Source organism: Catenuloplanes nepalensis (assembly GCF_030811575.1).
Classification (GTDB): domain Bacteria; phylum Actinomycetota; class Actinomycetes; order Mycobacteriales; family Micromonosporaceae; genus Catenuloplanes; species Catenuloplanes nepalensis.
Map to the genome: position 1 here is coordinate 6656781 of NZ_JAUSRA010000001.1, position 12208 is coordinate 6668988.

A 12208-nucleotide genomic window follows, 5' to 3' on the forward strand; every position below is an offset into this window, starting at 1 on the left:
GTCAGGCCTCGCTCTGCGCGCCGGACCGCGAGCGGGCCGCGATCGTGGAGGCGGTGAAGTTGACGGCCATCGTGATCAGGAACAGCGCCAGACCCGCGGCCATCAGCGCGGACAGCCCGAAGCCGCTGGCCTCGCCGTAGCGCAGCGCGATCAGGCTGGAGATCGAGCTGGTGCCGCCCTCCAGGATGCGCGGCCGGATCTCGAAGACCGTGGAGATGACCAGCACCACCGCGATCGTCTCGCCGAGCGCGCGGCCGAGGCCGAGCATGGTGCCGCCGATGATGCCGCCGCGGCCGAACGGCAGCACGACCGAGCGGATCATGCCCCAGCGGGTGGCACCGAGCGCGTACGCGCCCTCGCGCTCACCGGCCGGTGCCTGGCTGAACGCCTCCCGCATGACCGAGCACTGAATCGGCGCGACCATCATCGACACCGTGAGGCCGGCCAGCAGCGTGCTGCCGGTGTAGACGCTCGCGGTGGCCAGCGGGTTGGTCGGGTCGGCGCCGTCCACGTGCAGGAACGGGATCCAGCCGAACCAGGTGGAGATCCAGCGCGCGACGCCGATCACCTCGCCCTCCAGCCAGACCGCGCCCCAGAGCCCGTAGACCACGCTCGGCACCGCGGCCATCAGGTCGATGCCGCTGATCAGCCAGGCGCGCCACCGCTGGGGTGCGATCTCGGAGATGAACAGCGCGGTGCTCAGCGCGAGCGGCACCGAGACCACGACGGCCACGGTGGCGATCAGCACGGTCCCGGAGAGCACGGCCGCGATGCCGAAGTTGTTGACCTCCGGCTGCCACTCCGCGGTGGTGAAGAAGCCCCACCCGGCCCCCCGGATCGCGTCGCTGCCCCGCCAGGCGAGGAAGCACCCGATCGAGCCCATCAGCAGGAAGACGAACAGGCCGACGAGCCGGGCGCCGCTCCGGTAGATCCGGTCGGCGAAGCCGGGCCGGTCGCGGAGGACGCGGGGGCGGGGTGGCGGCTCCTCCAGCACCGCCGGAGTGATGGTCCCTGTCGCTTGCACGTGCGCTGCGCTCCTCATGTCGTTCGTGCCGTTCGAGGCCGGATCACGCTGGTCAGGACGTTCGGCGGCTCAGGGCGCCTGCCCGCTCATTCGGCGCCGGGCCGCCAGAACCTGCCGCGACGGCCGATCGCCTGGTCGATCTGCGCCGTTGCGGCGCTTTCCGTGAAACGTTGGACCGCCAACTCGCAGGTGGTCCTTCGCTCGTATCCGTGGGCGGAGACGGCGAGCAGTCCCAGCTCACCGTCCGTGATAGACCAGCACCATTGACGAAATGCATCCAGCTGCACGGTCACCGCACCGCCGGCGGCCCGGCTGCGTACGTTCTGAGCAGCCTCGACGGCGGCGTCAGCACCGTCGAAACTGGTGGGAGAGACGCCTATGACGCGGTTGTTCGGACCCACCAGGCGCCACACGACTCCCCCGCCACGAGTTCGATGAAAATGAAATCGCACCAGTCGGCCCGAATTCCCGATATAGTCTGTCCTGTGTGGACCTGCCGGACGTGAGGATCAATTGCATTCAAGATGCTCTTGTACGGCGGTGTATCAGCGAAACGCGGTTCACATGAACACGGGTCTAATGTGAACACTCCGCGCGGTAAATGGTGACGATCTTGAACAATCGCACTTCTCGGCAATCGCGGAAACATGTACCTCAAAGCAGACATGTCCGCAGCCCGGCGGGTTATCGATTGACATCTATGGACTGGCGGGCGTAACGTCGCGCTTCAGGACACCGAGGGGTCTGCCACCCGAGGATCGGCCCGGCCGCACCACCGTGCCGCCGTCACCCTCCGAAAGGCAGACCATGCGACGCCGCACCCTCCTCACCGCCGCCGCGGCCACCCCGCTCGCCGCCGCGATCCCGGCCGCCGCACTCCCCGGCACCGCGCACGCCGCGGTCGACAGCGCGCCCACCGGGTTCGCCGCGCTCGGCACCGGCACCACCGGTGGCGCCGGCGGCCCGGTCGTCACCGCGACGAACGCGGACCAGTTCCTGGAGTTCATCGACACCGTCGGCCCGCTGGTCATCCAGGTGAACGGCCTGATCGAGATCACCAGCAAGCAGGGCGTCCGGCCGAACAAGACGATCATCGGCGTCGGCACCAACGGGCGCATCGACGGCGGCGGCCTGGACTTCTACAAGTCGTACAACGTGATCGTCCGGAACCTGCTGCTCACCAACGCGGAGGACGACGCGATCAACGTGGGCCAGCAGTCACACCACATCTGGATCGACCACAACACGATCCGCGGCGCGGTGGACGGCTCGATCGACATCGTCCGCGGCGCCGACTTCGTCACGGTCTCCTGGAACCACTTCGACCACACCGACAAGAGCATGCTGATCAGCCACTCCGACGGCGCGGCCGGCACGGACGTGGGCCACCTGCGGGTCAGCATCCACCACAACTGGTTCGACAACAGCCGTCAGCGGCACCCGCGGGTGCGGTTCGGCGAGCCGGTGCACATCTACAACAACTACTTCCTGAACAACGCGCTCTACGGCGCCGCCTCCACCGAGAACGCGGGCCTGGTGCTGGAGGGCAACTACGTCGAGAACGTGCCGTTCCCGCTCTTCTCGGCCAGCGGGTACGCCGACTCGGGGCCGGGCCGCGCGATCGCCCGCAACAACGTGTCCGTCAACTCCGGCCCGTTCGAGACCGCGGGCACCGTGGTCGAGCCCTCCACCTACTACTCCTACACGCTCGACGCCCCGGCCTCGATCCCGTCGCTGGTCCGCGCGGGCGCCGGTTACGGCCGCATGTAAACCCTCACAACCGATCTTCCCGCTTCCGGCGTGGCCGAGTTCCCAGTGCTCCCGCGGGCACCGGTCCCGCCGTGGCAAGGATCAGAACCAGGCCGCTCCCACGGGCCTCGTTCACGACCGCCACCGGCGACCGCGCAGGGACGCGCCGCGCGGCTTCTCGTCCACTGCCGAGCCTCCGGCGTCAGGATCACCGGCCTGATGGTGATCCAGGCGTCATTCACGTCGCTCCAACGGCGTGAATGACGCCTGGATCACGGATCGTCGGCCTCCACCCTGACGCCGAAGGATCAGTGTGCATTCGACGTCGGGGTCTCGATGCGCCGGCCGGGCACTCCACGCCCGAAATTTCCCCACATCTCACCCAGGTCGCGGCGCCGTTCTCACACGAATCCGCGCCCATCCACCCTGAGTGATCAATCAGTGGAGCAAAAGATAGGTCAACTTCGCTAAATGACCTATCTTTTGCTCCACTGATTGATCACTCAGGCACGGCCGCACCGGCACGCCGATGTCGCAGGAGGGCGGGAGACGACGGGGCGGCGAGGCGGCGAGGCGGCGAGGCGGCGGAGCGGCGAGGCGGCGGGCGACGGGGCGGCGGGCGACGGGGCGGCGAGGCGGCGAGGCGGCGGGCGGCGGGGCGGCGAGGCGGCGAGGCGGCGAGGCGGCGAGGCGGCGGGCGACGGGGCGGCAAGGCGACGGGGAAGATCTTTTATCGTGACATTTCGGGTTCGGGGTGCCTGCGGGTCCTGTCGTGAGCGGCGGGGTCGATGAGCGGCGCGGGCGGGTGCGGACCAGAACCGGAGGACGCCCCGCTCTTTGTCCCTGAACTCAGCCGCCCGCGGACGTGCAGGGAGGAGCGCCAGCGACGACCGGTGCCCGCGGGAGCATGCCCGGAGTGGGCACGCCGGAAGTGGGAAGATCCGGAAGTTGAATGTGGTCTGCCCGGCCGGCCTGGCCCGCGGCTCGCGCCCGTGGAACGAGCCGGGGACCGTGAGCGGCGGCACAGCGGTGGGAATACGGGTGTCCGCCGTTGGCGAACGGACGCCGGTCACCCCTCTTTTCCGGTGGGCTGCGGGGATACTGGGAGCCTCCGACTGTGAGAGGGAGGCTGCGTGCCGTCTGCAAACGCGCCCGGTGAGACCAGCACCGGTTACCCGTGGCCCATCGAGACCGCCACGCTCGGCAACGGACTGCGGGTCGTGGTCAGCGAGGACCGCTCCGCGCCCGTGGTGGCCGTGAACCTGTGGTACGACGTGGGCTCCCGCCACGAACCGGAGGGTCAGACCGGCTTCGCGCACCTCTTCGAGCACCTGATGTTCGAGGGGTCCGCGCACGTGGCGAAGACCGAGCACATGAAGCTGATCCAGGGCTCCGGCGGCTCGCTCAACGCGACCACCAACCCGGACCGGACCAACTACTTCGAGACCGTCCCGGCCGAGCACCTGGAGTTGGCGCTCTGGCTGGAGGCGGACCGGATGGGCGGGCTGGTGCCGGCGCTCACCCAGGAGACGCTGGACAACCAGCGCGAGGTGGTGAAGAACGAGCGCCGCCAGCGGTACGAGAACGTGCCCTACGGCGACGCCTGGCTGCGCCTGCTCCCGCTGCTCTACCCGGCCGGCCACCCGTACCACCACTCCACGATCGGGTCGATGGAGGACCTGAACGCGGCGGACCTGGCCACGTTCCAGGCGTTCCACACCACCTACTACCGGCCGAACAACGCGGTGCTGACCGTGGTCGGCGACGCGACCGCGGCCGAGGTGTTCGCGTTCGCGGAGAAGTACTTCGGCGCGATCGAGTCCGGCGAGGTCCCGCCGCCGCCGGACTCCGCGCTGCCGGGCGGCCTGCCCGCGCCGGCCCGTGAGGTCGTGCACGCGGAGGTGCCGGCGCCGCGGTTCTACCTGTCGCACCGCACCGCGCCGTTCGGCTCCCGGGAGTACGACGTGGTGACCGTGCTGGCCGGCATCCTCGGCAACGGCCGGGGCAGCCGCCTCTACCGGCGGCTCGTCGACTCGGGCCGGCTCGCGCAGCCGGACAACGTCGGCGCGTACGGCGTGGACCTCGCGTACGCGCCCGCGCCGCTGATCATCTCGGCCACCGCGAAGGACGGCGTGGACGCGGACGCGCTGGAGGCGGGCCTGACCGCCGTGCTGGACGAGCTGGCCGCCGGTGAGATCACCGACGACGAGATCGAGCGGGCGAAGGCGCTGCTCACCACGCAGTGGTGGCGGCAGGTCTCCACCGCGGGCGGGCGGTCCGACCTACTCGGGCGGTTCGCGACGCAGCTCGGCGACCCGGCGCGGATCGCGGGCCAGCTGCCGTCGTGGCTGTCCGTCACGCGCGAGGAGCTGACCGCGGTCGCGGCCACGCTGACCGCGCGGAGCCGGGTGACGCTGGTGTACCTGCCGATCGAGCTTGCAGAGGAGAACGACAAGTGACGCTGGTTTCCGAACGTCCCGGGACCGGCGCGCCCCGGCCGTACACGTTTCCCCGGATCGTCCGGCGGGACGTCGCCGGGGGCAGGGTGATCGCGGCGCACCTGCCCGGTCAGGCGCTCTCCGTCGCCACGCTGCTGCTCGACGGCGGCGCCGGGCACGAGCCGGGCGGCCGCGAGGGTCTCGCGTCCGTGGTGGCGAAGGCGCTGGAGGAGGGCACCACGGCGCGGGACGCCACCGCGTACGCGCTGGCGCTGGAGGGTCTCGGCGCGGAGCTGTCCACCTCGTCCGACTGGGACACGTTCGTGGCCGGCACGTCCGCGCCCGCGCACCTGCTGCCGCGCGCGCTGGAGCTGGTCGCGGAGGCGGCCCGCACGCCCGCGCTGCGCCCGGAGGACGTGGAGCGGGTGCGCGACGACGAGGTCACCGGCCTGAAGATGGACTGGGCCTCGCCCGGCCCGCGCGCGGACGCCGCGCTGCGCGCCGCGCTGTTCGGCGCGGACTCCCGCTACGGCCGCCCGCTGCACGGCGACCCGGAGTCGGTCGCGGGCGTGTCCGTGGACGACGTGCTCGCGTTCCACCGCACCTGGCTGACCCGGCCCGGCGTGCTGATCGTGGTCGGCGACCTGGACGTGCTGGACCTGGACGCGCTGGCCGCGATCGCGTTCGCCGGGACCGAGCCGGCGGTCCTCGCACAGGACGGGCCGCTGGACGTGCCGATCGCGGACTCCCGGAAGATCATCCTGGTGGACCGGCCCGGATCGGTGCAGTCCACGCTGCGGCTCGGGCACCGGGCGCCGCACCGGGCGCACCCGGACTACGTGCCGATGACGCTGACCGGCACGGTGCTCGGCGGCGCGTTCACGTCCCGGCTGAACCACCTGATCCGGGAGGTGCGGGGATACACGTACGGCATCCGCGGTGACTTCGGTCTGGCCCGGCGCTTCGGGCGGCTGCTGATCAGCGCGGGCGTGCAGACGAAGTTCACCGCGCCGGCGCTGGTCGACACGATCGGCGAGGTGTCCCGGACCCGGTCCGGCGGCGTCACCTCCGACGAGCTGGCGGTGGCGCGAGCCTGGCGGGCCGGGCAACTGTCGGTGGAGATGCAGACGCCGGGCGCGATCGCGGGCGCGCTGACCACGCTGGTCGTGCACGGGCTGGAGGACGACTACTTCCCGCGCCTGCGCGAGTCGCTGCTGTCCGCCACGGTGGACGAGGTCTCCGCGGCCGCGGCCGCGCACCTGCACCCGCAGGGCCTGACCATGGTGGTCGAGGGCGACGCGGCGCTGATCCGCGACGACCTGGTCGCCACCGGTCTGGGTGAGGTCGTCGACGCCTGACCGTCACTCGAAGGGTGGGGACCGTGTCCGGTTCCCACCCTTTCGTATGTGGCTCACAGTCGTCTCACAGCATGGCTTCACCACAGGCGCAGCCTGGTTTGGCAAGGTCCGGGCATGGGCGGGGAGAGGGCTGGGCGGGTCCTTGGGCGTGTTCTGGTCGCGGACGACGACGCCAACACCCGGCAGCTGCTGTCGATGACGCTGCGGGCGGCCGGTTTCGAGGTCGTCACCGCGCCGGACGGCGTGCGCGCCGTCCGGGCCGCCGCGACCACGCACCCGGACGTGGTGGTGCTGGACGTGACGATGCCGGGCAAGAACGGGTTCGACGCGGCGGATGAGATGCGCGCGTCCGACGCACCGCCGGCGGTGCTGTTCCTGACCGCACGGCACAGCGCGGACCACCGCCTGGCCGAGGCCGCGTTCCTGACCAAACCGTTCGCGCTGGCCGACCTGGTGGCCCGCGTCCGCGCGCTGGCCGGCTGAAGCGCGTCCGCGCGCTGACCGGCTGAAGCGCGTCCGCGCGCTGACCGGCTGAAGCGATGCAGGCCGGCTGGGGTGGTGCCGACGTTCGCGACCGGCGGAGTCGTTGCGTCGGATGATCCATGCGGCATTTCCTGGCGGGCTGCCGCGGTGGCCCGATAGCGTGCGCGGCGTGAGTGTGGATCTCTCTCGTCGAAGCCGCCGCCCGCTGACCGTGCTCTGCTGGGTGGCCGCGGTGCCGTTCGCGGTCTGGGCGCTGGTGCGAGGGCTGGGGCTGGACTACGGGCCGGTCATTCAGCTGATCGCCTTCACGCCGTACGTGACCGGCGCCGCGCTCGTCGTCGCGCTGGTCACGCTGGCGCTGCGCCGCTGGTGGCCGGCCGTGCTCGCGGTGCTGGCCGCGGTCGCGCTGACCGCGATGGTGCTGCCCCGCGCGGTGCCGGACGCCGACCGCGGCACGGCCGAGGGCCCGGTGCTGCGCGTGCTGACCGCGAACGTGCTCGGCGGCGGCGCCGAGACGGACGCGCTGGTCGCGCTGGTTCGCGAGCATGAGGTGGACGTGCTGGCGATCCAGGAGTTCACACCCGACGTCGGGACCGGGCTGTACGCGCACGGCCTGGGCACGCTGCTGCCCTACCGCCAGGTGAGCCCGATCAACTCGGCGGCCGGGTCCGCGCTCTACTCACGCTATCCGCTCACCGAGACCGGCGTGCGCGTGCACTCGTCGGAGTTCACCCAGGCGTACGGGACGGTACGGGTGCCGGGCGCGGCGCCGGTGCTGGCCGAGTCCGTGCATCCGATGGCGCCGTGGGGCCTGCCCGTGCTGGACGACTGGCGGGAGGACCTGGGCAACCTGCCGCGGGCCACGCCGGACGGCCCGATCCGGCTGCTGCTCGGCGACTTCAACTCCACGCTGGACCACTCGCCGCTGCGCGCGCTGGTCGCCTCCGGTTACCGGGACGCCGCGGACGCGACCGGGCGTGGCCTGTTCGGCACCTGGGGCCCGTACGACGGCGCCCTGATCCCGCCGGTCCAGCTCGACCACGTGCTGGCCGACGAGCGCATCCGGGTGGAGTCGATGCAGGTCCTGCGCCTGCCCGGCTCCGACCACCGTCCGGTCTTCGCCACCCTCCAACTCCCACGCCCCTGACCGGCGTGACGCCGCCCGGACCCGGCGTGACGCCGCACTGACCCAAGCGTGACCCCGCCGGTCGTGACGGGCCAGCCGCGAGTCGCCGCCCCGAAGAGCACAAGATGAGGGCGTCCCCCACGTCGTTAGAACGACTCGGGGGACGCCCTGATCTCGGTTCGGGTTTGACCCGGCCACCCACCTGGCTCGCAGGGAGGAGCGCCAGCGACGACCGGTGCCCGCGGGAGCACTCGCAAAGCGCCCACGCCGGAAGCGGGAATATCCGGTTCTGAAAGCTCTTCGCCTGTCAGACCGCGTGATCGACGCCCGCCGGAAGCGGATGGGGTCTTCGCCTGTCAGGCCGCGTGGTCGACGCCGTAGGTGAGCGCGTCGACGAGTGCGTGCCAGGAGGCCTCGACGACGTTCTCGTGGACGCCGACCGTGGTCCAGCCGCCGTCCGCCGCGGCCTTCGTGCCGACCAGCACGCGGGTGACCGCGGACGTGCCGTGCGAGCCCTCCAGGATGCGGACCTTGTAGTCGGCCAGTTCGAACGTGGCGAGCGCCGGGTAGTGCGCGGAGAGCGCCTGGCGGAGCGCCTCGTCGAGCGCGTTGACCGGGCCGTTGCCCTCGGCGGTGGCGATCACCCGCTGCGCGCCGACCCGGACCTTGACCGTGGCTTCGGAGACGACCGCGCCGTCCTCGCGATGCTCGACGATCACCCGGTACGAGTCCAGCCCGAACGGCCGGACCGGCTCGGCGCCCGGCAGCTCGGATCGGACCAGCAGCTCGAAGGAGGCGTCCGCGGCCTCGAAGCTCCAGCCGTCCGCCTCCAGTTCCTTGACCCGCTTGGTGACCCGGGACAGCGCTTCCGGCTGGCCGGCCAGGTCGACACCGAGCTCCTTGGCCTTGAGCTCGATGCTGGCCCGGCCGGCCATCTCGGTGACCAGGATGCGCATGTCGTTGCCGACCACGGCCGGATCGACATGGTTGTAGAGCACCGGGTCCACCTTGATCGCGCTCGCGTGCAGTCCCGCCTTGTGGGCGAAGGCCGCGGCCCCGACGTAGGCCTGGTGGGTGTCGGGGGCGATGTTGGCGATCTCGGCGATGGCGTGCGAGACGCGCACCGCCTTCTCCAGGCACCCGTCCGGTAGGACCGGGAGCCCGAGCTTGAGTTGCAGGTTGCCGACGACGGCGAACAGGTCCGCGTTGCCGGGGCGCTCGCCGTAGCCGTTGGCGGTGCACTGGAAGTGCCGCACGCCGGCCTCGACCGCGGCGATCGTGTTCGCCACCGCGCAGGAGGTGTCGTTCTGGCAGTGGATGCCGAGCCGGTCCGCGTCGATGCCCAGCCGCGCGGTCAGGTCCCCGATCGCCGCGGTGATCATCGACGGCAGCATGCCGCCGTTCGTGTCGCACATGACCACGCGCTCGGCGCCGGCGTCCAGCGCGGTCCGCACGACGGACGCGGTGTAGTCCGGGTCGAAGCGGAAGCCGTCGAAGAAGTGCTCGCAGTCGATGAAGACGCGGCGGCCGTGCGCGCGGAAGTGGGCGACGCTGTCCCGGATCATCGCGAGGTTCTCGTCGCCGGTGGTGCGCAACGCGCGCTCGACGTGCCGGATGTCCGACTTCGCGACCAGGCAGACGACCGGCGCCTCGGAGTCGAGCAGCGCCGCGATCTGCGGGTCCTCGGCGACGTCCACGCCGGCCTTGCGGGTCGCGCCGAACGCGACCAGCTGCGCGTGCCTGAGGTCCAGCTCGGTGCGGGCGCGGCGGAAGAACTCGGTGTCCTTCGGCATCGCGCCCGGCCAGCCGCCCTCGATGAAGCCGACGCCGAACTCGTCGAGCAGCGCGGCGACCGCGAGCTTGTCCGCGACCGAGAAGCTGATCCCCTCGCGCTGCGCGCCGTCGCGGAGCGTCGTGTCGAACACCTGGTAGTCCATGGCTTTACCTTCTTCTTGGTCTGGCTTGTGTGTGGACCAACAAAAAGACCCCCCGCGGTCGCGGGAGGTCTGCGCACTCGGCGAGGGGATTGCCGGTGCGCTAGGTGCCAATAATCAGGGAAGCGGAAGTCACGTTCGAAAGCTTGCCACTGTTGTCCAACCTTCGGTGGCAGAAACCCACAATCCGGGACGGACCTACAGGGTGAATCTCTCTGAGCTGCGGGAATCACTCCCGCCGTATGCCGACGATCTCCGAGTCAACCTCGGCCGGGTCTTGCTCGGGACGCCGCTGACCGACGCGCAGGCGTGGGGTGCGGCGCTGGCGTGCGCGATCGCCGCCCGTCAGCCGGTCGTGATCGGAGTGTTCACGGCGGAGGCCGCAGCCCGGCTGGACGCCCCGGTGGTGGACCAGGCGCGCGCCGCCGCCTCGATCATGGCGATGAACAACGTGTACTACCGCGCGCAGCACATGCTCGGGGGCGCGCGCCACCCGATCGGCCTGCGCATGCGCGCGATCACCTCGCCCGCGCTGGCCGCGGCCGGCGTCACCAAGGCCGACTTCGAACTGTGGTGCCTCGCGGTGTCCGCGATCGCCGGCTGCGAGGTCTGCCTGCAAAACCATGACCAGGGGGTACGCCGTGCGGGCCTGGACTCCGGCGCGGTTCACGAAGCGCTGCGCATCGCCGCGGTGGTGCACGCGGCCGCGGTCACTCTCGACGCGGCTGGTTAGTTCCACGACGACGCGGGTATGTCGATGAGTGACAGAGCAACAGGGTCTATCCAGAGGAGGAAAGCCATCATGACTGGCCCTACGCCTCAGACTCCGAACAGCGCGTACGACCCGCAGGAGACCTTCCGGACGCCGGACCCGGCCGGGCTGACTCAGGATCGGCCCGCGGGCTGGTCCGCGTGGGAGTACCGCGAGGACTCCGGCGTGAGCGGTGCCGCCCTGGCCGGTTACAAGGTCGAGGCGACCGACGGCCACATCGGCAAGGTCGACTCCGCCTCCACCGAGGTCGGCGCCGGCTACCTGGTGGTCGACACCGGGCCGTGGATCTTCGGTAAGAAGGTCCTGCTGCCGGCCGGCGTCGTCAACAACGTGGACCACGACGACCACAAGGTCTACGTGGACCGCACGAAGGATCAGATCAAGTCTGCTCCGGAGTACGACGACGACCAGCACGGCGACCCGGCCTACCGCGACAAGGTGGGTAACTACTACGGCGACTCGTACACGACGCCGAGTCAGATCGCGCCACCGCGCCTGTAACGGCGGTACGTGATCGAACATCAACGGCCGGTGGGGCTGCAGCCCCACCGGCCGTTATTCTTCGCCGGGTGGAGATGACGCGCACCTTCCCCTTCTCGGCCACCTTCAACTTCCGTGACGTGGGCGGTTATCCCGGGCTGGACGGCCGCACGGTCCGCTGGCGCCGCCTGTTCCGGTCCGACTCGCTGCACCGGCTGGACGCCGCGGACGAAGCGGCGTTCCGCGACCTGGGCGTGAAGTCCGTCATCGACCTCCGCCGCCCGCACGAGATCACCCGCGACGGCCGCGTCCCCGAGCACTTCGGCCTCGACTACCACCACATCCACCCGGAGCACGCGGAATGGGAGGACACGCCGTTCGAGGGCAGCGGGCTGACGAACGCGCGCTGGATGGCCGACCGCTACCGCGACATGGCCGAGACCGGGGCGGCCGGCTGGGCCGAGGCGCTGACGCTGATCGCCGCGGAGTCCACCGCGCCGGTGGTCGTGCACTGCGTGGCCGGCAAGGACCGCACCGGCATCACGGTCGCGCTCACGCTCGGCCTGCTCGGCGTCTCCGACGACGACATCATCGCCGACTACGCGCTCAGCACCGAGGCCTCGGACCGCTTCTCCGCCCACGTCAAGGCCACGTGGGCGGGCACCGGCGCGTACCCCACCCCGTTCTTCGGCTCCGAGCCCGAGACGATCGCCACGTTCCTCACCGAACTCCGCGCGAAGCACGGCTCGATCGAGGCCTACGCCCTGCACGCCGGCGTCACCCCCACCGCCATCGCCGCCATGCGCACCCACCTGCTCACCACCTGACAGCCACGGTCAGGTGG

The 12208-nt window shown here is 71.1% G+C and carries 11 protein-coding genes; 8 read left to right on the forward strand and 3 right to left on the reverse strand.

What is annotated here, in order from left to right; translation table 11 throughout:
• Window position 1: 1 nt before the first annotated feature.
• Entirely contained in the window at window positions 2-1024 is a 1023-nt protein-coding gene (gene pstC, locus J2S43_RS28610; RefSeq protein WP_306834436.1) for a phosphate ABC transporter permease subunit PstC, read from the reverse strand.
• Between the two features lie 86 nt (window positions 1025-1110).
• Entirely contained in the window at window positions 1111-1437 is a 327-nt protein-coding gene (locus tag J2S43_RS28615; protein WP_306834438.1) for a YegP family protein, read from the reverse strand.
• A 394-nt stretch (window positions 1438-1831) separates the two neighbouring features.
• On the opposite strand from J2S43_RS28615, the gene J2S43_RS28620 reads away from it, so the two are divergent.
• The 5 genes from J2S43_RS28620 to J2S43_RS28640 all read left to right on the forward strand — a co-directional run bounded on the left by J2S43_RS28620 (window position 1832) and on the right by J2S43_RS28640 (window position 8199).
• Window positions 1832-2794 (forward strand): pectate lyase family protein, encoded by a 963-nt coding sequence (locus J2S43_RS28620; protein ID WP_306834440.1) that lies wholly within the window; start codon window positions 1832-1834, stop codon window positions 2792-2794.
• Window positions 2795-3906: 1112 nt separating this feature from the next.
• Window positions 3907-5232 (forward strand): M16 family metallopeptidase, encoded by a 1326-nt coding sequence (locus tag J2S43_RS28625; RefSeq protein WP_306834442.1) that lies wholly within the window; start codon window positions 3907-3909, stop codon window positions 5230-5232.
• Complete coding sequence (locus tag J2S43_RS28630; protein WP_306834444.1) at window positions 5229-6569, forward strand: M16 family metallopeptidase; 1341 nt, start codon at window positions 5229-5231, stop codon at window positions 6567-6569. The genes J2S43_RS28625 and J2S43_RS28630 overlap by 4 nt, the downstream gene beginning before the upstream one ends.
• Before the next feature lie 114 nt (window positions 6570-6683).
• On the forward strand, window positions 6684-7052 hold the full coding sequence (locus tag J2S43_RS28635) for a response regulator transcription factor (protein WP_306834445.1): 369 nt from the start codon (window positions 6684-6686) through the stop codon (window positions 7050-7052).
• A 211-nt stretch (window positions 7053-7263) separates the two neighbouring features.
• Entirely contained in the window at window positions 7264-8199 is a 936-nt protein-coding gene (locus J2S43_RS28640) for an endonuclease/exonuclease/phosphatase family protein (protein WP_306839511.1), read from the forward strand.
• A 335-nt stretch (window positions 8200-8534) separates the two neighbouring features.
• On the opposite strand, the gene cimA is transcribed toward J2S43_RS28640, so the two are convergent.
• Window positions 8535-10115, reverse strand: coding sequence for a citramalate synthase (gene cimA, locus J2S43_RS28645; protein ID WP_306834447.1), 1581 nt, complete (start codon window positions 10113-10115; stop codon window positions 8535-8537).
• 202 nt (window positions 10116-10317) lie between these two features.
• Here cimA and J2S43_RS28650 point away from each other — a divergent pair, with 202 nt between their 5' ends.
• The 3 genes from J2S43_RS28650 to J2S43_RS28660 all read left to right on the forward strand — a co-directional run bounded on the left by J2S43_RS28650 (window position 10318) and on the right by J2S43_RS28660 (window position 12191).
• On the forward strand, window positions 10318-10845 hold the full coding sequence (locus tag J2S43_RS28650; RefSeq protein ID WP_306834448.1) for a carboxymuconolactone decarboxylase family protein: 528 nt from the start codon (window positions 10318-10320) through the stop codon (window positions 10843-10845).
• 69 nt (window positions 10846-10914) lie between these two features.
• Complete coding sequence (locus J2S43_RS28655) at window positions 10915-11385, forward strand: PRC-barrel domain-containing protein (RefSeq protein ID WP_306834449.1); 471 nt, start codon at window positions 10915-10917, stop codon at window positions 11383-11385.
• A 74-nt stretch (window positions 11386-11459) separates the two neighbouring features.
• On the forward strand, window positions 11460-12191 hold the full coding sequence (locus tag J2S43_RS28660; RefSeq protein ID WP_306839513.1) for a tyrosine-protein phosphatase: 732 nt from the start codon (window positions 11460-11462) through the stop codon (window positions 12189-12191).
• Window positions 12192-12208 lie beyond the last annotated feature (17 nt).